At 67.5% G+C, this 24,906-nt stretch carries 26 protein-coding genes; 22 read left to right on the forward strand and 4 right to left on the reverse strand.

Annotation, left to right across the window (positions count from 1 at the left end):
• The first annotated feature begins 28 nt into the window (after positions 1 to 28).
• From yidC to hisA, 12 genes are all read left to right on the forward strand, one after another.
• Positions 29 to 1,924, forward strand: a complete 1,896-nt coding sequence (yidC, locus tag BW981_RS13780; RefSeq protein WP_076440317.1) for a membrane protein insertase YidC — start codon at positions 29 to 31, stop codon at positions 1,922 to 1,924.
• 83 nt (positions 1,925 to 2,007) lie between these two features.
• A complete protein-coding gene (locus BW981_RS13785) occupies positions 2,008 to 2,640 on the forward strand; it encodes a CatB-related O-acetyltransferase (RefSeq protein WP_076440101.1) in 633 nt (210 codons plus the stop codon).
• Positions 2,641 to 2,650: 10 nt separating this feature from the next.
• The gene (gene yihA, locus BW981_RS13790; protein ID WP_076440103.1) at positions 2,651 to 3,316 is read left to right on the forward strand and encodes a ribosome biogenesis GTP-binding protein YihA/YsxC; all 666 of its coding nucleotides are present in this window, start codon (positions 2,651 to 2,653) and stop codon (positions 3,314 to 3,316) included.
• A gap of 118 nt (positions 3,317 to 3,434) precedes the next feature.
• Positions 3,435 to 4,670: an alpha/beta hydrolase family protein gene (locus tag BW981_RS13795; RefSeq protein WP_076440105.1), complete on the forward strand. Its 1,236-nt coding sequence runs from the start codon at positions 3,435 to 3,437 to the stop codon at positions 4,668 to 4,670.
• Between the two features lie 73 nt (positions 4,671 to 4,743).
• A complete protein-coding gene (locus BW981_RS13800; protein WP_076440107.1) occupies positions 4,744 to 5,112 on the forward strand; it encodes a DUF423 domain-containing protein in 369 nt (122 codons plus the stop codon).
• Positions 5,113 to 5,196: 84 nt separating this feature from the next.
• Positions 5,197 to 6,093: an acetylglutamate kinase gene (argB, locus tag BW981_RS13805; protein ID WP_076440109.1), complete on the forward strand. Its 897-nt coding sequence runs from the start codon at positions 5,197 to 5,199 to the stop codon at positions 6,091 to 6,093.
• Positions 6,094 to 6,268: 175 nt separating this feature from the next.
• A complete protein-coding gene (locus BW981_RS13810) occupies positions 6,269 to 7,006 on the forward strand; it encodes a pyrimidine 5'-nucleotidase (RefSeq protein WP_076440111.1) in 738 nt (245 codons plus the stop codon).
• Between the two features lie 136 nt (positions 7,007 to 7,142).
• On the forward strand, positions 7,143 to 8,339 hold the full coding sequence (locus BW981_RS13815; RefSeq protein WP_076440113.1) for an O-succinylhomoserine sulfhydrylase: 1,197 nt from the start codon (positions 7,143 to 7,145) through the stop codon (positions 8,337 to 8,339).
• Between the two features lie 141 nt (positions 8,340 to 8,480).
• On the forward strand, positions 8,481 to 9,068 hold the full coding sequence (gene hisB / locus BW981_RS13820; RefSeq protein WP_076440115.1) for an imidazoleglycerol-phosphate dehydratase HisB: 588 nt from the start codon (positions 8,481 to 8,483) through the stop codon (positions 9,066 to 9,068).
• Positions 9,069 to 9,557, forward strand: a complete 489-nt coding sequence (locus BW981_RS13825; RefSeq protein ID WP_076440117.1) for a DUF2628 domain-containing protein — start codon at positions 9,069 to 9,071, stop codon at positions 9,555 to 9,557.
• A complete protein-coding gene (gene hisH / locus BW981_RS13830) occupies positions 9,554 to 10,210 on the forward strand; it encodes an imidazole glycerol phosphate synthase subunit HisH (RefSeq protein WP_076440119.1) in 657 nt (218 codons plus the stop codon). The genes BW981_RS13825 and hisH overlap by 4 nt, the downstream gene beginning before the upstream one ends.
• The gene (gene hisA / locus BW981_RS13835; RefSeq protein ID WP_139333767.1) at positions 10,198 to 10,932 is read left to right on the forward strand and encodes a 1-(5-phosphoribosyl)-5-[(5-phosphoribosylamino)methylideneamino]imidazole-4-carboxamide isomerase; all 735 of its coding nucleotides are present in this window, start codon (positions 10,198 to 10,200) and stop codon (positions 10,930 to 10,932) included. Before hisH ends, hisA begins: the two co-directional genes overlap by 13 nt.
• A gap of 21 nt (positions 10,933 to 10,953) precedes the next feature.
• Here hisA and BW981_RS13840 read toward each other — a convergent pair whose 3' ends face one another.
• Positions 10,954 to 11,694, reverse strand: coding sequence for a carbonic anhydrase (locus tag BW981_RS13840; RefSeq protein ID WP_076440123.1), 741 nt, complete (start codon positions 11,692 to 11,694; stop codon positions 10,954 to 10,956).
• 131 nt (positions 11,695 to 11,825) lie between these two features.
• Between BW981_RS13840 and BW981_RS13845 the strand changes: the two genes are divergently transcribed.
• From BW981_RS13845 to BW981_RS13875, 7 genes are all read left to right on the forward strand, one after another.
• On the forward strand, positions 11,826 to 12,716 hold the full coding sequence (locus BW981_RS13845; protein ID WP_076440125.1) for a hypothetical protein: 891 nt from the start codon (positions 11,826 to 11,828) through the stop codon (positions 12,714 to 12,716).
• A 69-nt stretch (positions 12,717 to 12,785) separates the two neighbouring features.
• A complete protein-coding gene (hisF, locus tag BW981_RS13850; protein WP_076440127.1) occupies positions 12,786 to 13,550 on the forward strand; it encodes an imidazole glycerol phosphate synthase subunit HisF in 765 nt (254 codons plus the stop codon).
• Positions 13,547 to 13,867 carry a phosphoribosyl-ATP diphosphatase gene (locus BW981_RS13855; protein ID WP_175624129.1) on the forward strand — a complete coding sequence of 107 codons (321 nt, stop codon included), beginning with the start codon at positions 13,547 to 13,549 and terminating at the stop codon, positions 13,865 to 13,867. The genes hisF and BW981_RS13855 overlap by 4 nt, the downstream gene beginning before the upstream one ends.
• A gap of 94 nt (positions 13,868 to 13,961) precedes the next feature.
• The gene (gene coaA / locus BW981_RS13860; RefSeq protein ID WP_076440319.1) at positions 13,962 to 14,942 is read left to right on the forward strand and encodes a type I pantothenate kinase; all 981 of its coding nucleotides are present in this window, start codon (positions 13,962 to 13,964) and stop codon (positions 14,940 to 14,942) included.
• 39 nt (positions 14,943 to 14,981) lie between these two features.
• Positions 14,982 to 15,401, forward strand: a complete 420-nt coding sequence (locus BW981_RS13865; protein WP_244560325.1) for a YqaA family protein — start codon at positions 14,982 to 14,984, stop codon at positions 15,399 to 15,401.
• Between the two features lie 67 nt (positions 15,402 to 15,468).
• A complete protein-coding gene (locus BW981_RS13870) occupies positions 15,469 to 15,819 on the forward strand; it encodes a RidA family protein (RefSeq protein WP_076440133.1) in 351 nt (116 codons plus the stop codon).
• A 105-nt stretch (positions 15,820 to 15,924) separates the two neighbouring features.
• A complete protein-coding gene (locus BW981_RS13875) occupies positions 15,925 to 17,295 on the forward strand; it encodes a hypothetical protein (protein WP_076440135.1) in 1,371 nt (456 codons plus the stop codon).
• Positions 17,296 to 17,320: 25 nt separating this feature from the next.
• Here the strand turns inward: BW981_RS13875 and BW981_RS13880 are convergent, their stop codons facing one another.
• Positions 17,321 to 18,469: an aminotransferase gene (locus tag BW981_RS13880; RefSeq protein ID WP_076440138.1), complete on the reverse strand. Its 1,149-nt coding sequence runs from the start codon at positions 18,467 to 18,469 to the stop codon at positions 17,321 to 17,323.
• A 346-nt stretch (positions 18,470 to 18,815) separates the two neighbouring features.
• On the opposite strand from BW981_RS13880, the gene BW981_RS13885 reads away from it, so the two are divergent.
• From BW981_RS13885 to BW981_RS13895, 3 genes are all read left to right on the forward strand, one after another.
• Positions 18,816 to 20,291, forward strand: a complete 1,476-nt coding sequence (locus BW981_RS13885; protein ID WP_076440140.1) for a cobyric acid synthase — start codon at positions 18,816 to 18,818, stop codon at positions 20,289 to 20,291.
• A 156-nt stretch (positions 20,292 to 20,447) separates the two neighbouring features.
• Entirely contained in the window at positions 20,448 to 21,041 is a 594-nt protein-coding gene (locus BW981_RS13890) for a TetR/AcrR family transcriptional regulator (RefSeq protein WP_076440142.1), read from the forward strand.
• A 64-nt stretch (positions 21,042 to 21,105) separates the two neighbouring features.
• Positions 21,106 to 23,070: a nucleoside-diphosphate sugar epimerase/dehydratase gene (locus BW981_RS13895; protein WP_139333761.1), complete on the forward strand. Its 1,965-nt coding sequence runs from the start codon at positions 21,106 to 21,108 to the stop codon at positions 23,068 to 23,070.
• Here the strand turns inward: BW981_RS13895 and BW981_RS13900 are convergent.
• Together BW981_RS13900 and BW981_RS13905 are read right to left on the reverse strand one after the other, a co-directional pair.
• Positions 22,994 to 23,923, reverse strand: a complete 930-nt coding sequence (locus tag BW981_RS13900) for an NAD-dependent epimerase/dehydratase family protein (RefSeq protein WP_076440144.1) — start codon at positions 23,921 to 23,923, stop codon at positions 22,994 to 22,996. The two genes, BW981_RS13895 and BW981_RS13900, sit on opposite strands and share 77 nt — an antisense overlap.
• On the reverse strand, positions 23,916 to 24,884 hold the full coding sequence (locus tag BW981_RS13905; protein WP_244560331.1) for an MraY family glycosyltransferase: 969 nt from the start codon (positions 24,882 to 24,884) through the stop codon (positions 23,916 to 23,918). The genes BW981_RS13900 and BW981_RS13905 overlap by 8 nt, the downstream gene beginning before the upstream one ends.
• Positions 24,885 to 24,906 lie beyond the last annotated feature (22 nt).

Raw genomic sequence — 24,906 nt, forward strand, 5'->3', positions numbered from 1 at the left:
GAACCAGCGAGATCCGTTTCCGATCATGATGAAAGAAGACAACCGCAATCTGCTGCTGGCGATCGCCCTGTCGGTCGTCATCCTGCTCGGCTGGCAGTTCTTCTACGCCAAGCCGCAGATGGAGAAGCAGCAGGAAATCGCCCGGCAGAACCAGCAGACGCAAACCCAGGCCGCGTCCGCAGGCGCGAGCAATCCGGCCGCGACGGCAGCACCGCCCGGCCAGGCGCCGGGTTCGGCCGCGCCTCAGACGGCGCCGGGTTCGGCAGCCGCCCTGGTCTCCGGCACGCGCGAGCAGGCGCTCGCTGCGAGCCCGCGCATCAAGATCGATACCCCGAAGATCGCGGGCTCCATCTCGCTCGCAGGCGGGCGCATCGACGATGTCTCGCTCAAGGCCTATCGCGAGACGGTCGATCCCAACAGCCCGATCATCGTGCTGCTCTCGCCGGCCGGCGGCCCCAACGCCTATTACTCGGATTTCGGCTGGGTCGCGGCGCCGGGCAGCAACATGCCCGTGCCCAATGCGACGACGCTCTGGACGGCCGACAAGCAGGTGCTGACGCCTGGCCAGCCGGTGACGCTGACATGGGACAACGGCCAGGGCCTGACCTTCAAGCGCATCGTCAATGTCGATGCGAACGCGATGTTCCAGATCCGCGACGAGGTCGAGAACAAGAGCGGCAACACCGTCACGTTGTTCCCTTACGGACAGGTCGTGCGCCAGGGCAAGCCGCATACGCTCGGCTATTACGTGCTGCATGAAGGCCTCGTCGGCTATGTCGGCGAGAAGGACGGCCTGCAGGAGTGGACCTACGACAAGCTCGACAAGGAGCCGGCGTTGGCGCCCGGCACCGTCGGCAGGGTCTGGAAGGATGCGGTCGGCGGCTGGGTCGGCATCACCGACAAGTATTGGGCCGCGGCGGTCATCCCCGACCAGCAACGCAAGTTCGAGGGACGCTTCTCCTCGGTGCAGACCGGTTCGGAGCGCACCTATCAGGCGGACTTCCTGGGCGAGGCCGTCGCGCTTGCGCCGGGCGCCTCGACCGCCTCGCAGTCCCGGCTCTTCGCCGGCGCCAAGGAGGTCGCGGCGATCAACGGCTATGAGGACAGCCAGCACATCAAGCGCTTCGATCTGCTGATCGACTGGGGCTGGTTCTACTTCTTCACCAAGCCGCTCTTCGTCGTGCTCGACTGGATCTACAAGCATGTCGGCAATTTCGGCGTCGCCATCCTGATCGTCACGGTGCTCCTGAAGGGCCTGTTCTTCCCGCTCGCCAACAAGTCCTACGCCTCGATGGCGAAGATGAAGGCGATGCAGCCGGAGATGACGGCCATCCGCGAACGCTACGCGGACGACAAGATGAAGCAGCAGCAGGCTCTGATGGAGCTGTACAAGACGCAGAAGATCAATCCGGTCGCGGGCTGCTGGCCCGTGCTGCTGCAGATCCCGGTGTTCTTCGCGCTCTACAAGATCCTGTTCATCACCATCGAGATGCGGCATGCGCCGTTCTTCGGCTGGATTCACGATCTGGCGGCGCCGGACCCGACCAACCTGTTCAACCTGTTCGGGCTGATCCCCTTCACGCCGCCGTCGATGCTCCATCTCGGTGCCTGGCCGATCATCATGGGCATCACGATGTTCATCCAGATGAAGATGAACCCGGAGCCGCCGGACCCGGTGCAGAAGATGATGTTCACCTGGATGCCGGTGTTCTTCACATTCCTGCTCGGCTCGTTCCCCGCCGGCCTGGTGATCTACTGGAGCTGGAACAACCTGCTCTCGGTCACCCAGCAGGGCTACATCATGAAGAAGAACGGCGTGAAGATCGAACTCTTCGACAACATCAAGGGCATGTTCGGCAAGAAGCCGCCGCCGGCCACTGCGGTGGCGGCTCCGGCCAAGCCGGCCAACACCAACAAGAAGTGAGGCAATAGGGAGCAGGCAGTCGGCAGCGGGGACCCTTTCGACTGCCGCCTGCCGACTCCATTGCCGACTGCCCTGCGAAGCTGATGCCCCTGCCAGACCCGCAGACGCGCCACCCTATCCCGGGCTGGAAAGGCACCGCCTTCCTGAAGGCCGTGGTCGACCACCCGCTGATCGAGGTCGGCGACTACAGCTATTACGACGACTCGCGTGGGCCGGAGCATTTCGTCGCCCGCTGCGTGCGCTACCATTTCGACTTCATCGGCGACCGGCTGATCATCGGGAAGTTCGTCGCGATCGCGCAGGCGGCCCAATTCGTGATGAACGGGGCCAACCATCCGCTCGGCGGCTTCTCGACCTATCCGTTCCAGATGTTCGGCCTCGGGGATGCAGCCGAGCTGAAGCGCCCCGGCGCGAACAACCGCGGCGACATGGTGATCGGCAACGATGTCTGGATCGGCCGCGAGGCGGTGATCATGCCGGGCGTGACGATCGGCGACGGCGCCATCATCGGCACACGGGCGCAGGTGACGAAGGACGTGCCGCCCTACGCGGTCGTCGCCGGCAATCCGGGCCGGGTCGTGAAGATGCGCTTTGCGCCCGAGATCGTCGCGGAACTGCTGGCGATCCGCTGGTGGGACTGGGACGCGGACAGGATCGCGCGCAACCTCGCCGCGATCCAGAGCGCGGACATCGACGCGCTGCGCGCGGCGGTGTAGGCAGAACGCCATGACCACCGCAACCACCAAACCCTATGACGCCGAGGAGATCGAGGCGGCCCGCAAGCTCTTCGAGGGGCCGTGGGATTTCGTCTGGGCCTCGACGAAGATCGACGACCTGCCGCCGATGGTCGGCCAGGAGATCGCCTTCGCGGGCCGTTCCAATGTCGGCAAGTCGAGCCTGATCAACGCGCTGACGCGGCGCAACGCCCTGGCGCGCACCTCGCATACGCCGGGCCGCACCCAGCAGCTGAACTTCTTCCGCCAGACCGACGACGCGGAGCGGCTGACCATCGTCGACATGCCGGGCTATGGCTATGCCGCCGTCGGCAAGGAGAAGGTCGCGGCCTGGACCCGGCTGATCCACGACTATCTGCGCGGACGCTCCAATCTGATGCGCGTCTATGTGCTGATCGACGCACGCCACGGCATCAAGGATGTCGACGGCGCGGTGCTGGAGACGCTCGACAAGGCCGCCGTCTCCTATCAGGTGGTGCTGACCAAGGCCGATGCGCTCAAAGCCTCCGAGCAGCAGTTCATGGCGGAGGCGACCTATGACGAGATCAAGCGCCGCCCGGCCGCGTTCCCGGAGGTGCTGCTAACCTCGAGCGAGAAAGGGCTCGGCATCCCCGAGCTGCGCGCCGCGATCGGCCGCGTGCTGGGCGAGCGCAGCTGAGCCGCGCAAGCGCCGGACGAGCCATGAAATCTTTACGTTGCCCGGGCAGGATATCGACTTGCCGTGGCGACGGCCGGGGTTCGTCGACCCGGAGCCCGCGGCCGGCTGGGGAGCCCTTATGCCTTTCTCGATCAGACTGTCCTCACTTGTCGCCCTGCTGGCGGCCGCTCTGGCACTCGCAACGCCTGCCCTGGCGCAACAGCCGGCAGCCCCGGTCTCGGCCAAGGCCGCCCCCATCAAGGTCGCATCCGGCGTCCAGTACGAGCTGATCGGGCGCTGGGACGTCGCCAAGCTCAACCAGATCCTGACGACAGACACCCCGAAATTCGCGGGAATCACCGTCGCCTATACCCCCGCGCGCAACGCGGTTAAGCTCTACCGCGTGAGCTATCCGTCGGTCGTGCCCGAGCAGGGCAACCGGCCGATCGCCGCCACCGGCCTTCTGGCGGTTCCCGACACGGCCGATACGGTCTTTCCGATGGTGTCCTACCAGCACGGCACGGTCTACGGAAAGGAGCAGGTGCCCTCCTTCCCGGATCAGTCGCCGGAGACGCAGCTGATGATCGCCCAGTTCGCCGGGCAGGGCTATCTCGTCACCGGGGCCGATTATTTCGGCATGGGCGCGTCGAAGGAGCCCGAAGGCTATCTCGTCAAGGGCAGCCACCAGCAGGCGACCTATGATATGCTGGTCGCGAGCCGCGCCGTGCTCGCCGATCTCAAGCTCGCCGACAGCAAGCTCTTCCTCAGCGGCTGGTCGCAGGGCGGCTTCGTCACGCTGGCGATGCTGGAGAGGCTCGAGGCGGTCGGCATGCCGGTGAAGGCCGCGACCACCGCCAGCGCCCCCGCCGACGCGTTCGCCGCCTTCAACGGCTTCCTGAACTTTCCGCGCAAGATCGACGCGAACTGGATCACGACGATCTTCATCCTCAACGTGTTCTCGCTCGAGAACTACCACAACATGCCCGGCCTCGCGCGGTCACTCCTGACCGACGAGACGTTCGAGATCTCGCGCAAGGCCTATCTGCGCGAGCCCTTCGATCCGGCCGCTATCCCCACAGATTTGAAGAAGCTGATCCGGCCGGAATATTTCGACCCGCAGTTCTTCGCCCACTCGGCCTATGGCCGTCTGGTGGCACAGACCAACGCCTATCGCTGGGTGATCAAGACGCCGGTGCGGACCTATTACGGCCTCACCGATGAGGCGATCCGCATCGAGATCGGCCAATTGCCGATGACCTATCAGAAGGCGATCGGCAACGACAAGGTCGAGGCCATTCCGACCGGCGACACCAGCCATCGCGGCACCTTCGCCACGGCCGTGCCGCAGTGGAAAAGCTGGTTCGACGCGCAGTAAGCGCGGCATCAGGGCCGCTTGACCGGCTGGCGCCGCTGCGGCTTGGTCCGCCGGCCCCAGCCGGAGAGCCTCGATGACAGCCGCCCGCATTCACCTCGCCCTCGCCGGCCTGATGGGACTGGCCGGCGTCGCGTTACTGGCTGCGGCCGCGCATGTCACCGGCGCGGCGAATGCCCAGACGGCCGGGCAGATGCTGCTGTTCCACGCCTCCGTGGTCTTCGGCGCGACGGCGGCGCGCAAGGGCGGCTTCCTGCACGACCTGCTGGCACGGATCGCGCTCTCGGCGATCATCTTCGGGGCCGCGCTCTTCGCCGCCGATCTGGCGCGGCGCGGCTTCGCCAATGAGGCCCTGTTTCCGCGCGCGGCGCCGATCGGCGGCTGGTTCATGCTGGGGGGCTGGCTTGGCCTGTCCATCGCGGCCGTGCTGCCGAAACGCGGCTGATCTGCCGCGCGCGTCCTTCCGCCGCCGCGAAACTTCGGCTAGAAGCGCCCCGCATTTTCCTTGCGGCCGTGCGGAGCCTCCCGAATGACCGATCTGCCCCAACTCACGCCGTCGCAATCGGCCGATCTGCTCGTCCAGGCACTGCCGCACATGCAGCGCTACGACCAGGAAGTGATCGTCATCAAATATGGCGGCAACGCCATGGGTGACGCGGCCACCGCCGAGGATTTCGCCGAGGATATCGTGCTGCTCGAGCAGTCGGGCCTGAAGCCGGTCGTCTGCCACGGGGGCGGGCCGCAGATCGCGGCGATGCTGAAGAAGCTCGGCATCCAGTCCGAGTTCAAGCAGGGCTTGCGCGTCACCGACGAGGCGACGGTCGAGGTGGTCGAGATGGTCCTCGCCGGCTCGGTCAACAAGGAGATCGTCGGCTATATCTCCCGTGAGGGCGGCCGGGCTATCGGGCTCTGCGGCAAGGATGGCAACATGGTCACCGCGCGCAAGGTGACGCGGACCATCGTCGATCCCGATTCCAAGATCGAGGAGGTTCTCGACCTCGGCTTCGTCGGCGAGCCGGACAAGGTGAGCACGGGCGTGCTCGATGCGGTGCTCAAGGCCGAGCTGATCCCGGTTCTGGCGCCGGTCTGCGCCGCCGAGGATGGCCAGACCTACAACGTGAACGCCGACACCTTCGCGGGTGCGATCGCGGGCGCGCTCAACGCCAAGCGTCTGCTGCTGCTGACCGACGTTCCCGGCGTGCTCAACAAGAACAAGGAGCTGATCCCGGAGCTCACCGTCGAGGAATGCCGCCGCCTGATCGCGGACGGCACCATCTCAGGCGGCATGATCCCAAAGATCGAAACCTGCATCTACGCGCTGGAAAAGGGCGTGGAAGCCGTCGTCATCCTCGACGGGAAGGTGCCGCATGCGGTGCTAATCGAGCTCTTCACCGATACGGGCGCGGGCACGATCATCCGGCGCTGAAGAGCCCGAACGTCATTCTCGGGCGGAGCAAAGCTCCGACCCGAGAATCTCGCAAGGGGAAACACTGGTTTCAGAGATGCTCGGGTCGAGCCCGGGCATGACGGGCTTGGCGCTTCATTAAACCTCCGCGAACGACTTGCGCCGCAGAATCGGACTCGCCACATCTGCAGGTCCGATGACCATTCCAGCCCAGACCATTCTCGCCGAAGCTCCTGCAGCGACCCCGCCGCTTACGCCGGAGTCGTTCGCCCATGTCGATCACTGGATCTTCGATCTCGACAACACGCTCTATTCGCACGAGAGCCGCGTCTGGCCGCAGGTCAACGAGCGCATCACGCTGTTCCTGCAGGAGCTGTTCGGGCTCGACGGGATGTCCTCGCATGCGCTGCGGCAGTATTATTACCACCGCTACGGCACGACGCTGAAAGGGCTCATGGAGGAGCATCAGGTCGATCCCGACGCGTTCCTCGACTTCGCCCATGACATCGACCTGACCCTGCTCGAACCCAATCCCGAGCTTGGGGAGGCTCTGGCGGCCCTGCCCGGCCGCAAGCTGATCCTGACCAACGGCTCGGTCGGGCATGCCAGGAACGTCGCCGGCAAGCTCGGCATCCTCGATCACTTCGAGGACATCTTCGACATCGTCCATGCCGGCTTCCTGCCGAAGCCCGAGCGGGCGACCTATGAGCACTTCCTCGCCAAGCATGCGGTCGACCCCGGCCGCGCCGCAATGTTCGAGGATATCGAGAAGAACCTGGTGGTACCGAGCGCGCTCGGCATGAAGACGGTGCTGATCATCCCCAGGACGCCCGACCCGTTCCGCGAGGCCTGGGAACAGGCCGCGATCGAGGCCGGACATGTCCACCACGTCACGGCCGATCTGACCGGTTTCCTGAAGCCGCTCGGCCGGTAGAGCGAACGAAGCCTGGGGAGCAAGGCCGATTTCACGCGCCCCAGGCGTCTGGAAAGCAAATTCTGTTCTTCTTTACGAACGCTAGAGGAGATGCTACTGGCCTTGTCCGGTAAAAAGAACGCATCGGACCATCTCCATGTCGGCATCGGATCACGACGCGGCCCAGCTGCACCCTGAAACCCGCCTCGTCCATGCCGGCACGATGCGCTCGCAGTTCGGCGAAACCTCCGAGGCGCTGTTCCTGACGCAGGGCCATGTCTACGACAACGCCGCGCAGGCCGAAGGCCGCTTCCTGAACACGGACCCCGGCTTCCAGTACGGCCGCCTCGGCAATCCGACGACGGCGATGCTCGAAGCGCGCATGGCGGCCTTCGAAGGCGCCGAGACCTGCCGCGCCACCGCGACCGGCATGGCGGCGGTCACCGCCGCGCTGATGGCGCCGGTGCGCGCCGGCGACCATGTCGTGGCGGCGAGCGCGCTCTTCGGCTCCTGTCGCTACATCGTCGAGGATCACCTCCCGCGCTACGGCGTCGAGACCACGCTGGTCGAAGGCACCGATCTCGACGCCTGGCGCAAGGCGGTGCGACCCAACACCAAGCTCTTCTTCCTGGAATCCCCGTCGAACCCGACCCTCGAAGTGCTCGACATCGCGGCCATCGCCAAGGTGGCGAAACAGGCCGGGGCGAAGCTCGTCGTCGACAACGTCTTCGCCACGCCGCTCTTCCAGCGCCCGCTCAAACTCGGTGCCGACATCGTCGTCTACTCCGCAACCAAGCATATCGACGGGCAGGGCCGCTGCCTCGGGGGCCTCATCCTCGGCTCCAAGGAACTGATCGAGGGAGACATCCAGCAATATCTGCGGCAGACGGGGCCGGTGCTGTCTCCCTTCAATGCCTGGGTGATGCTGAAATCGCTGGAGACGCTGCCGCTGCGCGTCGGCAAGCAGGCGGAGAACGCGGCGAGGGTCGCGGGCTGGCTGGCCGCGCAAGCCAGGCTGACGAAGGTGATCTTCCCGGGTCACAAAAATCATCCGCAGGCGCAGATCATCGCCCGCCAGATGAGCGGCCCCTCGACCATGATCGCCTTCGAGGTTCCGGGCGGGAAGGAGGGCGCCTATCGCCTGCTCGATGCCTGCAAGCTGATCCGCATCTCGAACAATCTCGGCGACGCCAAGAGCCTGATCGTGCACCCGGCGACGACGACGCATCAGCGCTTCACGCCGGAGGTCCGCGCCGCGATGGGCGTCAGTGAAGGGCTGGTGCGCCTCTCGATCGGGCTGGAACACCCCGACGATCTGATTGCGGATCTGGAGCGGGCGCTGGCGAAAGTGTGAGCCATTCCGCCGCCGTCATTCTCGGGCGGCGCCCGGCGCCGACCCGGCACGACGGCGTGGCCGGAGCCTCCCATCCCAGTGGCCTTCCTCGGCCTCCCCTGCTAAAGCGGGCCGTTCTCCGACAGCCCTGAAGAGGCCAGCATGCGTTCGGGCGAAGTGAAGCGCCGCACCAACGAGACCAATATCGCGGTCTCGCTCCATCTCGACGGCACCGGCAAGGCCGAGATCGCCTCGGGCGTCGGCTTCTTTGACCATATGCTCGACCTGTTCGCGCGCCATTCGCTGATCGACCTCACCGTCACGGTGAAGGGCGACACGCAGATCGACGACCACCACTCGGTCGAGGACACCGGGATCGCGCTCGGCGAGGCTGTGAGGCAGGCGCTCGGCGACAAGAAGGGCATCCGCCGCTATGCCGACATCCACCTGCCGATGGACGAGACGCTGACCCGCGTCGCCGTCGATGTCTCGGGCCGGCCCTTCCTCGTCTTCCGCACCGAGTTCAAGGCGCAGAAGATCGGCAGTTTCGACACCGAGCTGGTGCGCGAGTTCTTCCAGGCCTTCGCGATGAATGCCGGCATCACCCTGCATGTCGAGACGCTGTATGGCGACAACGCCCACCACATCGCCGAAAGCTGCTTCAAGGGGCTGGCGCGGGCGCTGCGGCAGGCGCTCGAGGTCGACCCGCGCGAGGGCGGCCGCGTTCCCTCGACCAAGGGCGCGCTCTAGATGGCGTTCTACACCGTGATGACGCCGCCCGCGGCCGAGACCGGCCTGCGGGAGGCCGTCGAGCAGGCGCGGGTGATCCCGGACAGCTTCAGCTGGGGCGCCTTCCTGCTGACGGGGCTGTGGCTGCTCGGCCGGCGGCTGTGGCTGGCGACGCTGCTGTTCGTTCTTTTCTGGGGCGCGGTCTGGTTCGTCCATGGCCGCTTCGGCTTCCATGACAGCGCGCTGAGCCTGCTCTACTGGATGGTCGCGCTTTTCCTCGGCCTCGAAGGCCGTAACCTTGTCGTGCGCAAGCTGGTGCGCCAGGGCTGGCAGCTCGCCGACGTCGTCGAGGCACGCGATCTGGCGGACGCTGAGCGGCGCTGGTTCGAGCGTGCGCTGTCGGAGCAGCCGGCGCTGCCGCTTCCCCAGCCGGCGCCGACGAGCGCAATGTCCCGGCCAAGCGGGCCGCTGCCGATCATCGGCCTCTTCCCGGAGGCACGGGGCCGATGAGCCAGTCCGTCGCCATCATCGACTACGGCTCCGGCAACCTGCATTCCGCCGCCAAGGCCTTCGAGCGCGCGGCCACCGAGGCCGGGATTCCCTCGGCGATCCATGTCACGAGCGACACCGGCATCGTGCGCCACGCCGACCGGATCGTGCTGCCGGGCGTGGGCGCCTTCGCCGATTGCCGGGCGGGGCTCGACGCCGTGCCGGGCATGGTCGAGACGCTGGAAGAGGTGGTGCGTGGCAAGGGCCGGCCCTTCCTCGGCATCTGCGTCGGCATGCAACTTCTGGCCTCGCGCGGGCTGGAATACCGGGTCACGGAGGGGCTGGGCTGGATTCCCGGCGACGTCACGCTGATCGAGCCCGCGGACGACAGCCTCAAGATCCCGCATATGGGCTGGAACACGCTGCACAAGCAGGAGGAGCACCCGCTGCTCGCCGGCATCGAGACCGGGCCGCAGGGGCTGCATGCCTATTTCGTGCATTCCTATGCGCTGGTGCCGGAACGGGCGCAGGATGTGGTGGCGCTGACCGACCATGGTGGGCCGGTCACGGCCATGGTCGCGCATGGCAACATCGCGGGCACTCAGTTCCACCCCGAGAAGAGCCAGACACTCGGCCTGAAGCTTATCGCCAATTTCCTGGGCTGGCAGCCGTGATCCTCTTTCCCGCGATCGACCTCAAGAACGGCCAGTGCGTGCGCCTGAAACAGGGCGATATGGACCAGGCGACCGTCTTCAACGACGACCCCGCGGCGCAGGCCGCCGCCTTCGAGGCCCAGGGCTTCGAGTGGCTCCATGTCGTCGATCTCGACGGCGCCTTCGCCGGCAAGCCGATGAATGCGGTGGCCGTCGAAGCGATCCTGAGCCAAGTCGCGTTTCCGGTGCAGCTCGGCGGCGGCATCCGCGACATGAAGACCGTCGCCGGCTGGCTCAAGAAGGGCATCCGGCGCGTCATCATCGGCACGGCAGCCGTGCGGGACCCGGACTTCGTGCGCGAGGCGGCGAAGGCCTTTCCGGGACAGGTCGCGGTCGGCATCGACGCCCGCGACGGCCATGTCGCGGTCGAGGGCTGGGCGGAAACCTCCTCGCTCGCAGCCGCCGATCTTGGCCGGCGCTTCGAGGATGCCGGGGTGGCCGCGATCATCTACACCGACATCGCCCGCGACGGCATGCTCCAGGGCATCAACTGGGAGGGCACCATCGCGCTGGCGAAGGCCGTCTCGATCCCGGTCATCGCCTCGGGGGGGCTCGCCTCGATGGACGACATCGAGCGGCTTTGCGCGCCCGATGCCGCGATCCTCGAAGGCGCCATCACCGGACGGGCACTGTATGACGGGCGCCTCGACCCCTCCGCGGCGCTGAAGCGTCTGGCGGCCTGAGCCGCCGGGCCGCTCCGTCCGTCAGAGCAGCGTCACCTTGCCGGTGGCGAGCTCGTAGAGGCCGCCGGCGACGGTGAGCTTCTTCTCCGCGACGCGCTGCGACAGGATCGGCGTCGCCGTTCTCAGCCGCTCGACGTTCAGCCTGACATTCGCCTTCGTGGCCGCATCGAGCAGGTCGGACGCGTTTTCCTTCTGCGCCGCGATCACGGCGGGGCGGATCGCCTCGATCAGGGACGGAATATGGCCCGGCAGCTGGGTGCCGTTGCGCACCACGTCGATGGTCGAGGAGACCGCGCCGCAGCGCGTGTGGCCGAGGACCAGGATGAGCGGGGACTGCAACACCGCCGCACCATATTCCAGGCTCGCCAGCCCGTCCTCGTTGACGAAATTGCCGGCCACGCGGACGACGAAGAGATCGCCCGGCCCCTGGTCGAAGGCCAGCTCCGGAGCCACGCGGGAATCGGCGCAGCTGACGATGGATGCGAAGGGATGCTGCGAGATGGTGCGGGCGACGCGCCCGGCCGAGAGATCGCGCTCGTTCGGCGCGTTGGCGACGTAGCGCGCATTACCGGCGAGCAGCCGCTGCAACGCCTCGTCGCCGCCGATGGCGGCCGGGGCGGGCGCCGGCTGGGCCGCGGCCGCCCCGGCGGCAAGCAGGCCTCCGGAGAAGGCGAGCCCGGCGCCGGCCTTCAGCAGCGAGCGACGGGTGGTCGAATGAGGGGCGCCGGTTCGATGCGCGCCGGAAAGGCAGAGTTCGCACATGGCTGATGTCCTGCAGCGTGCCGGCCCTTGGGCCTTCACAGGGAAGTTACCGGGCCGATGCTAGGCTCGGCCGATGCGGGGCCAAGTCCAAAGGCTGCATCGATTGCTCCAGAAGCGAAAAGGCGTGAATCGTGAGTGAAGCGCAGCCGCTGCATTTGGCGGAACGGGATGATGTCCCGAGCTCCGACAGGGCAGGAGCCGGCGACGACGCCTATCGCCACGCCATCGCCCTCTGCGCCAGCTCCATCCTGCGCATGCATGTCACCGAGAAACTCGTGAACAAGGTCTTCGGCCGCGCGCTCCAGTCGCACGCGGCCGGGCTCACGCTGGTGATGCATTGCGAGGCGCTGCATGGGCTCGGACCCCGGCCGACACTCGCGGCGGTCCAGCGCGAGATGGGCAGTCCGCGCACGATCGCCGCCTTCTTCGGCCTGCTGCGGCTGGCGGGCTATGTCGTGCGGGAGCCGGTCCCGGGCGATCGGCGCTCGGCTTGGCTCATGCCGGCGGCGCCGCTTTTTTCCGGATTGCGGCAGTGGCTCTCGCACCACGCGCGCTGTGCCGAGACCATGGGGCTGGCGGCTCCGGGGCTGGCGGCGCGGCTGGAGGCGGACGATACCTGGCTGCAGCTCTACCTCGCCCATGCTCGGGGCCTGCTCGCCGATACCCGCGCCGCCATGGCCGGTGATGGCGCCTGGGCCTGGTTCGACGCCTTCGATTGCGGCGACCGTATCGCGCTGATGCTGCTGCAGGTGCATTTCGCGCTACCCGATCAACGCGAGGCGCGCTGGTTCCCACTTGCCGCACGTCGGATGGCCGACCAGCTCGGCATCTCCCACTCGCATATCCGCAACATCGTCAACCGCGCCGAGGCGCAAGGCCTGCTGCGGCAGGACCGGGCCGGCGGGCGCGTGCTGCTGTCGCCTCGCTTCCTCGCCGAAAGCGAAGCCTGGTTCAGGCTGTTCTGGCGCGGGGTGGGCGAGACCGGGCGCCGCGCAGCGGAGGCGGAACGCGGCCCAGCATGACGGACGAAGATGACGGACGAGGCGAAATGCGGCATAGGCTTGCCCGATCCCTCGCACGGCCGAGCCGCCATGACCCTGAAGACTCGCATCATCCCCTGCCTCGACGTCAAGGACGGCCGCGTCGTCAAAGGCGTCAAGTTCCTCGATCTCGTCGATGCCGGCGACCCGGTGGAGGCCGCCAAGGCCTATGACGCGGCTGGGGCGGACGAGCTCTGCTTCCTCGACATCACGGCCAGCCACGAGGATCGCGGCATCCTGCTCGACGTGGTGACACGCACAGCCGAAGCCTGTTTCATGCCGCTCACCGTCGGCGGCGGCGTGCGCAAGGTCGAGGATATCCGCGCGCTCCTGCTTGCGGGCGCCGACAAGGTCTCGATCAACACCGCCGCCGTGACCAACCGCCAGTTCGTCAAGGAAGCGGCCGAGAAATTCGGCGCGCAGTGCATCACCGTCGCCATCGACGCCAAGCAGGTGACGACCGGCCGCTGGGAGATCTTCACCCATGGCGGGCGCAATGCGACCGGCCTCGAGGCTACCGCCTTCGCACGCGAGGTCGTCTCCCTGGGCGCGGGCGAATTGCTGGTCACCTCGATGGACAAGGACGGCACCAAGTCCGGCTACGACCTCGGCCTGACGCGGGCGATCGCGGACGCGGTGTCCGTGCCGGTGATTGCCTCGGGCGGCGTGGGCGACCTCGACGATCTGGTTGCAGGCGTGGCGCAGGGCCATGCCTCGGCCGTGCTGGCTGCCTCGATCTTCCATTTCGGCACCTACACGATCGCCCAGGCCAAGGCGCATATGGCGGAAGCGGGCCTCCGGATGAGGCTGGCGTGATGACCTTCACCCTCGCCGATCTCGAAGCACGCGTCGCGGAGCGGGCCGCCGCCTCGCCCGAGGAATCCTGGACCGCCAAGCTGCTGGCGGCCGGCCCCGAGCGGGCCGCCAAGAAATTCGGGGAGGAGGCGGTCGAGGCCGTGATCGCAGCGGTGAAGGGCGACCGGGCCGAGCTGATCGCCGAGAGCGCGGACGTGCTCTATCATCTTTTGGTCATGCTCAGGGCCCGCAATGTTGCATTGCAGGACGTGATGAGCCAGCTTGAGGGCCGCACCATGAGGTCAGGTCTGGCCGAAAAAGCCTCCAGGCCCGGCTGAGGCGCGTCGAAGCCCCGAGGACGGTTCCCCCTTGAATCTCGAATCCTGGATGGCGGGCCGCGTCATGGACCAAGGCACACACTCGGACCATGGCATGATCCCGGACCCGCGCCCGATCTCGACGCCGCCGGAGCGCGACCTGATCTCGCCCTATCGGATCTTTTCGCGGGACGAATGGGCGCATTTGCGCGCCGATCAGCCGCTCACCCTGTCCGCGGAAGATCTCACGAAGCTGCAATCGATCAACGATCCGATCTCGCTCGACGAGATCGTCGCGATCTATCTGCCGCTGTCGCGCCTGCTCTCGCTCTACGTCGCGGCGACGCAGGGGCTGTTCAAGGCGACACAGCGCTTCCTGATCGCGGAATCCGAGGTCAAGGTTCCCTATATCATCGGCGTCGCGGGCTCGGTCGCAGTCGGCAAATCGACCACCGCGCGCGTGCTGAAGGCGCTGCTCTCGCGCTGGCCGAACACGCCGAAGGTGGAACTCGTCACCACGGACGGCTTCCTCATGCCCAATGCCGAACTCGAGAAGCGCGGCCTGATGCAGCGCAAGGGCTTCCCCGAGAGCTATGACGGCTCGGCGATCCTGCGCTTTCTCTCCGACATCAAGGCCGGCAAGCCACAGGTCAGCGCGCCGGTCTATTCCCACCTCGTCTACGACGTCGTGCCGGGCGAGACGGTGACCGTCGAGCGGCCCGACATCCTCATCTTGGAAGGGCTCAACGTTCTCCAGCCAAGCCGGATGCCGAAGGACGGCACCGTCATCCCCTTCGTCTCGGATTACTTCGACTTCTCGGTCTACCTCGACGCCGACGAGAACGACCTGCATCGCTGGTACGTCAACCGCTTCATGACGCTGCGCCAGACGGCCTTCCGCGACCCGCGCTCGTTCTTCCGCAAATATGCCGAGATCGCGGAGGACGATGCGCTCGGCATCGCGGAAAAGCTCTGGACCGGCATCAACCTGCCCAATCTGCAGGAAAACATCCTGCCGACGCGCCAGCGCGCCAGCCTGATCCTGACCAAGGGCGCGAGCCACCGCATCCAGCAGGTCGCGTTGCGGCGGCTCTAGCGCCGCAGGACGATGGACGGGCTGTCCTCCCTCGGCCTGATGGCCACAGCCGCGTTCGTCGCGGCGACGCTGCTTCCGGCGCAGTCCGAAGCGGTCTTCGTCGGCCTGCTGGCAGCCCGCATCGCCGATCCCGTCGCGCTGTTTCTCGTCGCCAGCCTCGCCAACGCGGCCGGCTCGATCCTGAACTGGTGGCTCGGCCTGCTGATCGCGCGCCACGGTGTCGAGCGGCTTCCTCGGCGCATCAGGCCGGACCCTGCGCAATTCGCCCGTGCACAGGCGCTCTTCACCCGCTTCGGCTGGCCTTCGCTGCTCTTCGCCTGGGTGCCGATCGTCGGCGATCCGCTGACCTTCGTGGCCGGGACGCTGCGCTTTCCGCTCCTGCCCTTCGCCCTCCTGGTGCTGATCGGCAAGGCGGCGCGCTACGGCGCACTCTGGGCGGGCTGGGCGACGGTGGGCTGACGCGATTAACGTTTGCGCGCCCGTCCGCAGCGCGGTACCAGCGGAGCGTCCTGCAAGGAGATTCGAGATGAGCATTCAGCGTATCCAGCCCGGCCCGCGCATGTCGAAGGCTGTCGTCCACGGCGACACGGTCTATCTGGCCGGCCAGGTCGCGGACAAGGCCGCGGGCAAGAGCGTCGGCGAGCAGACGCAGGACATCCTGACCATCATCGACGGGCTGCTGGCCGAGGCCGGCACCGACAAGTCGAAGCTCCTGATGGTCAATATCTGGCTTGCCGACATGTCGACCTTCGCCGAGATGAACGCGGTCTGGGACAAGTGGGTCGTCGCCGGCGCCACGCCGGGCCGGGCCACGGTCGAGGCCAAGCTGGCCGCGCCGCAGTTCACCGTCGAGATCGCCGTCATAGCGGCGAAGTAACGCCCGGCCCCCGATACGGGCAGGCCGGGGCACCGCCCCCGGCCGAGCCCTGCATCTCGGTCCCGTCGCTCGGTCCCAGAGCGGGAGGTTTCGATCAGCCAGCCGGTGGATATCGTACCGCTGCTCGCCCGCGTCGCCGGCCGCTGCGACGTGCCGCCGGTCGCGCTCGCCGCCATGATGGCGGATCGGATCCGCGAGGCCGGGCCCCAGGGGCTGACCGAGCCCCTGCTCGAGCGCAAATGCGCGGATTTCTCGGGCCTCGTCGCGCGCTTGTCGCTGCCCGTCGAGCCGGCCGAAATCCTGCAGTTCCGGAACGCGGCGGCGGCCGCACTCGCCGCCGGTCGACTCGCCGAAGCCGACAAGGCGCTCGCCCATGCCGAACTGCGCGCCATCGACGGCGCGACCGATCTTTCGGTGCTGCCTCCGGAGCGACGCCTGCTCATCGCCGAGAACAGGGCAGACCGCGCGGCGCTCAGCTTCCTGCGCACCAGACCCGAGGCCTACCAGGAAGCCGCCGCACGCTATGGCGAGGCCTCGGCCCTGATCGGGCGGGTGGACACCCAGCGCAGCCGGGCGGCTGCCTTCGATCAGGCCCGGTCGCTCGCCCGCATCAGCGAGGATTTCGGCGGCCGGGAGGGCTATGACGGGGCCGTCGCCGCATTGCGCCGCCTTCTGGAGCAGCTCAGCTCCCTTTCAGACACCGTGGCCTATGCCACCGCGCAGGACGCGGTCGCCGCAGCGCTCGAAGGCCTTTTCAAGCTCACGGGCGAAGGCAAGCTGCGCGAGCAGGCCCTGCAGCATAGCCGGGCAGGGCTGGAATACCTTCGGCCGGAGGAGGTTCCGGCTCTGTGGCGCACCTTGAAACTGCGCTTCGGGCGGCTCGCCGCCACGCTGGGGATCGTGCAGAAGGACGACAACCTGCTCGAGGAGGCGATCGCGAGCTATGCCGGCCTGCTCTCCAGCTGGCAGCGGCAGGATGATGAGCCGCGCTGGCTCGAGGCCGAGCACATGATCTCGCGCGCGCGCGCCACGCTGGGCAAGCGGCGGATCGACCTGGCACTGCTGGAACGCGCCTTCAACGGCCTCAACCGCGTCTCAAATGCGATCGACCGCAGCCGCGAACCACTGCGCTGGGCGGAGTTGCAAGACCAGATGGGCGGCGTGCTCGCCTCGATGGGGGACCGCTACAGCGAACCCGTCGTGCTGGAGGAGGCGATCACCGCTTTTTCCCAGGCCCTGGAGGAGCGCCGGCGCGATCGCGTTCCGCTGGACTGGGCGCGCAGCCGCGCCAATCAGGCGGATGCGATGCTGCAGCTCGCACGGCGGACGAAGAACCGGGACCTGGCGCAACGGGCGTTGAGCCAGCTTGTCGAGGCGGCGGAGGCCGCCCGCCAGGTCGATCCGCGCGTGACGGCGGATTTCCAGGCTCGGCTCGCAGAGGCCGGAGCGATCGCGCAGCGGCTGGTCGACGGCTGATGGCGCAGCAGGGGCGCGGTGCGCCTCAGCGGGGCTTGCGCGCTGCCAGCCGTTCCAGCGCCCCATCCAGCGTCTCGTCGCGCTTGGCAAAGCAGAAGCGGACCACCGTCTTGACCGCCCCCTCGGCATAGAAGGCGCTGACCGGAATGGCCGCGACGCCGTTTTCGATTACGAGGCGCCGGCAGAAGTCGACATCGTCGGCCTCCCCCAATCCGGCAATGTCGACATTGAGGAAATAGGTGCCGGCCGAGGGCAGGACGGAGAAGCCGAGATTCTGCAACCCGGCGGTGAAACGGTCGCGCGAGCGCTGGAAATCGGCGCGCATGCCGTCGAAATAGCCGTCATCCTTGCCGAGCCCATAGGCGACGGCGGACTGGAGGTTCGGCGGCGTGGTGAAGGTGATGTACTGATGCGCCTTGGCCAGGACGCGCATGATCGCGGGCGCGGCCATCACGAAGCCGACTTTCCAGCCCGTCAGCGAGAAGATCTTTCCGGCCGAGGAGATCTTCACCGTGCGCTCGCGCATGTCCGGCCGGCCGAGCACCGGCACATGGCGATGCCCGTCGAAGACGACATGCTCCCAGACCTCGTCGCAGACCGCGATAGCGTCATGGCGCACGCAGAAATCCGCGAGCAGGTCGAGATCGGCGGCACTGAAGACGGTCGCGGTCGGGTTCAGCGGATTGTTGAACAGCACCACGCGCGTCTTCGGCGAGAAGGCCTTCGCGAGCGCCTCCTCCGTCAGGCCGAAATGCGGCGGCGTCAGCGTGACGAATTTCGGAATACCGCCGGCACGCCGCACCAGCGGCACATAGGCGTCGTACATCGGTTCGAACAGCACGACCTCGTCGCCGGGCGCGACAAGCGCCATCAGCGCGCCCGCGATGGCCTCCGTCGCGCCCGAGGTGATCATGATCTCGCGGTCGGCGTCCAGATCGAGCCCCTGCCAGCGCTTGTAGTGGCTCGCCACAGCCTGGCGCAGCTCGGGCAGACCCATCATCGGAGGATACTGGTTCCACCCGTTGATGACCGCATCGGCCGCCTTGCGCCGGACATCCTCGGGGCCGGGATCGTCCGGAAAGCCCTGGCCGAGATTGATCGCGCCGGTCTCGCGCGCGAGCTGGGACATGACCTCGAAGACGCTGGTTGGAAGAGCGGAGAAGATCGGGTTCATCACGGTGTCGCAAGCGGGCGGTTCAGGGAGCCGGCTTTAGCATGCCGCGTCTCCGCTTGGCATCCCCATCGGCTTGCCGGGCAGCTCCGCAAAATGCCGAATGATGAATGTTGACATTCGTCAGAGGTCAGTATCTATTCGGTTTGCCGGTCCTCGGCGACGACCTGATGCGACTTCGCCCCTTTGGCGCAGCAGGTTGTCGCGGTGGGCCGGCAAACCATGTCAGGGGTCTGCCAAGCGCCCCCAGCGCACTCCTCCCAGCCGCCCTGCCTGAAGAAGAACCTCCCGCTCACGGCTGGTGGGACAGCGCATTCCTCTTTCGAGAACGATGTCCTAAGCAGGGCCGATGTCCCGCCCCGCACCTCCTGCCCTGATGATCCTCGGCACCGGCTCGAATGTCGGCAAGTCGCTGATCGTCGCCGGGCTTTGCCGCCTCTTCGCCGATCGCGGGCTGAAGGTCAGGCCGTTCAAGCCGCAGAACATGTCGAACAATGCCGCGGCGACGGCGCAGGGCGAGATCGGGCGCGCCCAGGCGCTGCAGGCGCGGGCGGCCCGAATCACGCCGCATCCCGACATGAACCCCGTCCTGCTGAAACCCGAGGGCGAGCAGGGCAGCCAGGTCATCCTGCAGGGCCGCGTCGCCGGGCGGCTCGGCTCGCGCGATTTTGGCCGCCGCGGCGACTGGCTGCCGGCGGTGCTGGAGAGCTTCGAGCGGCTCGGGCGCGATGCTGATCTCGTGCTCGTTGAAGGCGCCGGCTCGCCGGCCGAGACCAATCTGCGGGCGCGAGACATCGCCAATCTCGGCTTCGCCTGCGCGGCCGGCGTGCCGGCCGTGCTGATCGGCGACATCGACCGCGGCGGGGTGATCGCCAGCCTCGTCGGCACACATGCCGTGCTCGACGCGGAGGATCGCGCGATGATCCGCGGCTTCGCCGTCAACCGCTTCAGAGGGGCGGTTGAGCTGTTCCGGCCGGGGGTCGAGACGATCTCGGCCGCCACCGGTTGGCCCTGCCTCGGCATCGTCCCCTGGTTTCCCGGCGCAAGCCGGCTCCCGGCGGAGGACGGGCTCGACATGCGCTGTGAGCGCAAGCCGGGAGCGCGCCTCAAGATCGCCGTGCCGGTCCTGCCGGGAATCGCCAATTTCGACGATCTCGATCCGCTGAAGCTGGAGCCCGACGTGGATCTCGTTCTGGCCGAGAGCGGGAAGGCGCTTCCGGGCGACGCCGACCTCGTCATCCTGCCGGGCTCGAAGACGACGCTGCGCAGCCTCGCCGCGCTGCGCCATGAGGGCTGGGACATCGACATCCTCGCCCATCGCCGCCGCGGCGGCCATGTTCTCGGCCTTTGCGGCGGCTACCAGATGCTGGGGCGGGCGGTGCGCGATCCGCTGGGTCTCGAAGGCCCCCCGGGAGAGGCGGAGGGACTCGGCCTGCTCGACGTCGAGACCGTGCTCGACCGCGACAAAACGGTGCGCGAGGTCGAGGTCGGCCATCCCGCGAGCGCAAGCCGCGGCCGCGCCTATGAGATTCATCTCGGCCGCACCGAAGGCCCGGATACCGAACGAGCCCCCTTTACCGTCGGCGGACGCCCGGAAGGGGCGGCGAGCCGCGACGGACGCGTCGCAGGGAGCTATCTCCACGGGGTGCTGGCCTCGGATGCGATCCGCGCGGCGTGGTTGCGGAGACTGAACGGCCGGGAAGGCAGCGGCGCCCGTTATGAAGAGAGCGTCGAAGAAACCCTGGATGCGCTGGCCGCCCATCTGGCCGAACATCTCGATATCGACGCGCTGCTTGCTCTGGCGCAAATCCGGTCATCGCCTTGAGCCGACTTTGCGGGCTGCCCCCTGCAGCGGCGACCATTGGGAGATTGGATTGTTTCTTTCCGTGGCAAAATCCTTTGATCTGCCATAATGTTGACGAATGATGAAATTCGTCATACCGATTTCTTCACCCCTCGTTAGCAGGCAGAGCAGCGGCCTATCGTGAGCCAGATCGAACGCGACACCCGGCAGACCATCGTCGATACCGCAGAGCGCTTTTTCCGCGACATCGGCTATCAGAAGACGACCGTGGCGGATATCGCCAAGTCGCTGCGGATGAGCCCTGCCAACGTCTACCGCTTCTTCGATTCCAAGAAGTCGATCAACGAGGCCGTTCTGGACCGCTACAAGCGCGAGCAGGAAGAGGCGCTCATCGCGATCGCCGAGCAGGACCGGCCCGCCGCCGAGCGCCTGCGCGAGATGCTGGCGACCTGTTTTCGCCTCAACGCCGCCCGCTTCGCCGGCCATGCCAAGATGCAGGAGATGGTCTGCGCCGCGATGGAGGAGAGCTGGGATGCGATCATCGCCCATATCGAGCGCTTCGACACCGTGCTGCGCCGCGTCGTGGCCGACGGCATCGCCCGCGGCGAGTTCCGGGAGATCGATCCGGCCCATGCGACCGGTTGTATCCGCGTCGCGATGATCCGCTTCATGCATCCGCTCCTGATCAGCCAGTGCGAGTGCTTCCCCGGCCCTTCCTCGGACGAGATGATCACTTTCGTGCTCAGCGCGCTGCAGTCGCAGCCGGCCTGAGCATGAACGGCCGGCCGGCCCGCGCGTTGACAAGGCATCGAGGGAGCGGGATACCCCGCCTGACATGGCCGTCCTGCCCAAACAAAACCTGAAGAAGCTCCTCGTCATCCTCCACGATCTCGTGGTGACGGCGCTCGCGATCTGGCTCGTCTTCGTGATCCGGTTCGAGGGCCGGCTGCTCGACGAGCATCTGCGCTATCTGCCCCGCTTCCTGCCCTTCTTCGTGGTCTATGCCGGGCTGGTGTACTGGTTCTTCTCGCTCTACCGGTCGAAATGGCGCTTTGCGTCGCTTCCCGACCTCTCCAACATCGTCAAGGCGGTCTCGGTCCTGACCATCAGCCTGCTGGCCATCGACTATGTGCTGGTTTCCCCTGAACTCTACGGCAATTTCTACTTCGGCAAGATCTCGATCGCGCTGTACTGGCTCGTCCAGATCGCGCTGCTCGGCGGCCCGCGCCTGGCTTATCGCTACTTCAAATACGCTCGCTCGCGGAACCAGGCGGAGCGCGGCGCGGCGCTGCCTGCCCTTCTGCTCGGCCGCAGCGTCGAGGTCGAGATGGTGATCCGCGCCATGGAGGCCGGCACCATGCGCCGGCTGCGCCCGGCCGGCATCCTGTCTCCCCGCGCCGACGATCTCGGCCAGTCGATCCGGGGCGTTCCGGTGCTCGGCCTGCTCTCGGACATCGAGCGCGTCGCCGGCGAGGCGGCCATCCGCGGCGAGGACTATCGCCGCATCGTCGCGACGCCGTCGGCGCTGCTGCCGGAGGCACAGCCGGACAAATGGCTGAAGCAGACCCGGAAGCTCGCGCTGCCGATCTCGCGCATCGAATCGCCTGGCGAAGGCACCCGCGACACCGATGTCGCGCCGCTGGAGATCGAGGATCTGCTCGTGCGCTCGACGGTGACGATCGATCGGCAGCGGCTCGGCAGCTTCCTGAAAGGCAAGCGCGTGATCGTCACGGGCGGCGGCGGCTCGATCGGCTCGGAGATCTGCCTGCGTTGCGCCGCGTTCGGTGCCAGCGAGATTTTGGTCGTCGAAAGCTCCGAACCTGCTCTGTTCCAGATCACCGAGCAGCTCTCCGTCGTGGCGGACGGGACCGTGGTGTCAGGCGCGCTTGCCGATGTCCGCGACCGCGACCGGATCATGCCGCTCTTCGCCGGGTTCCGCCCCGACATCGTCATCCACGCCGCCGCGCTGAAGCATGTCCCCTATCTGGAAGCGGACTGGAGCGAAGGCATCAAGACCAATATCTTCGGCTCGGTGAACGTCACCGACGCCGCCGTCGCCGCCGGCGCCAGGACCTTCGTGCTGATCTCGACCGACAAGGCGATCGAGCCGGTCTCGATGCTGGGGGCGACAAAGCGCTTCGCCGAAATCTACGCACAGTCGCGCGACGCGGAGTTCGTCGGCTCGGCCTCGGCCATGCGCCTGGTGGCCGTGCGGTTCGGGAACGTGCTGGGCTCGGCAGGCTCGGTCGTGCCGAAGTTCAAGGCGCAGATCGCGCGCGGCGGGCCGATCACCGTGACCAGCCCCGAGATGATCCGTTATTTCATGACGATCCGCGAGGCCTGCGACCTCGTGCTGACCGCAGCCTCCCACACGCAGACGCTGGGCCCCGATGCCGAACGCGCCGCCGTCTACGTCCTCAAGATGGGCCAGCCCGTGAAGATCATGGACCTGGCGGAGCGGATGATCCGGCTCGCCGGCTACGAACCCGGAGAGGATATCGAGATCGTCGTCACGGGCGTCAGGCCCGGCGAGCGCCTCAACGAAATCCTGTTCGCGCGCGACGAGCCGATGGCGGAAACCGGGCTCGACGGCGTGATGGCCGCCAAGCCGAGCTTCGCCGATCGCCCACGGATTCAGAGCTGGCTTTCCCGGCTTGAAGTGGCGCTGCATCGCGGCGACCGCGCGGCCGCGGACGTTGTGCTGGTCGAGGCGATTCCGGATTTCAGCCGGCGCGAGCAGACGCCGCCAGACGCGCCAGCGCAGCTTCGGTCTCCACCGGCGGTCGCCAGCCTGCGCTGAGCAGCCGCTGCGGCCGGGCAACGAGGCTGCCCGCCAGTTTGACGAAGGTCTCCTCACGGCCCGCCCGCCGGGCCAGCCCCCGCAGCCAATGGGCCGGCACCGGCATGAGGCCGGGACCACGGCCGAGCCCGGCACGCAGCGCCGCGATCATCCCGGCGACGCTGATCGGCTCGGGATCGGCAACGAGGCAGCATCGTCGGGGCGGGCAGTCCTCGCCCAGAGCAAAGAGGATGGCGCTGGCGAGGTTCTCGACCGCCAGCAGCGAGCGCGGCGCCTGCAGCCCGCCGAACGGCAGCGGCAGCGGCAGGCGCGCCAGCCGCAGCAACGCGGCCATGTTGGCCTTCACGCCCGGCCCGTAGATCAGGACCGGCCGCAATGCCACCCAGTCGAGATCGAGCGCCGCGAGCCCCTGCTCCGCCGCGAGCTTGGAGCGGCCGTAGGCGTCGTCCGGCGCGGGAACCGCGTCCTCGGCGAGAGGCGGGCCGTCGAAGGCGCCGGTCAAGGCCTTGACCGAGGACAGATAGACGAAACGGCGGATGCCCGCCTCCTGCGCCGCTCGAGCGAGTTCGCGCGTCGCATCCGTGTTGATGCGGCGATAGAGCGCCTCGTCGAGCCCGGGCCCGGCATGAGCAAGCCCAGCCATATGCACGACATGATCGACATCAAGCAGCGCCGGCGCCCAGTCGATTGGGCCCGCCATGTCGCCGACGACCACCGTCTCGACATCGGCCCGCGCCGGGCCGGGCCGACGCAGCGCCAGCCTCAGCCGATAGCCGGATTGCGTCAGCGCGGTCACGACATGCGGACCGACGAAGCCCGTCGCGCCCGTCACCAGGATGCGCGGTTCAGCCATCGGCCTTCCGGGGCGTTGCGAAGTGGCGGAGAAGCAGGCCGGTCAGCAGAACGGCAAGAATCAGGCAGGCCAGCTGCACCGGAGCCTCGGGATTCGCGATCGTGACGGCGGCAAGCCCGGCGAGGACGAGATTCAGCGCCGCGACCCGCCCGACGACGCCGGGAACGCTAAATCCGTTCACCGTCGCCTGCTGGTAAAAATGCGAGCGATGCGCCTCCCAGACCTTCTCGCCGCGCAGCAGGCGCCGCAGCAGCGTGAGCGTCGCATCGGCGATCGAGTAGAGCGGCAGGATGACCGCCGCGGCGAACGCCCCGGTTCCCGCGAGGCGATACAAAAGATAGGCGCCGAGCAGGCCCAGCGGCAGCGAGCCGACATCGCCGAGGAAGAGCCGGGCCACCGGCTTGTTGAAGGGAGCGAAGCCGACAAGCCCGCCCAGCAGGGCGGCCGCGAGCCAGCCTGTTGCCGGATCGACGATGCCGGTTGCTCCGCATAGCGCCAGCAGGCCGGAGAACGGCACGAAGGCCGCCACCGTGATCCAGTCGAGCCCGTCGATGAAGTTGACGAGGTTGACGAACCAGATGCCGGCCAACAGCGCCAGCCCGCGCTCGGCAGGAAGCGGCAGGATTTCAGGGAACAGCCTCAGCTGCGGCGCGGCCTGCGTCAGGACAAAGCCGACGCAGGCGGCCTGGAGCAGGAGCCGCAGGCTCGCCGGCAAGGGGCGGATGTCATCCCAGGCGCCGACAACGGCCAGGGCCGCAGCGCCCGCCGCGACGACGAGCAAGGCCCGCATCGCCTCGGCTTCGAGCGGATCGAGCAGGAGCGCCGACAAAAGAGCGAGGAAGGCGCCTGCAAGAACGGCGATGCCGCCACCCTGCGGCGTCGGGGTCTTGTGGCTCGAGCGCGCATTCGGTCGTGCCAGCGCATAGCGCAGCAGCAGCGGGCGGAGCAGCACGCAGAGCATCGCCGCCGCGAATGCGGCGGCG

The sequence above is a fragment of the Allobosea sp. TND4EK4 genome (genome assembly GCF_900156025.1).
Lineage (GTDB): Bacteria > Pseudomonadota > Alphaproteobacteria > Rhizobiales > Beijerinckiaceae > Allobosea.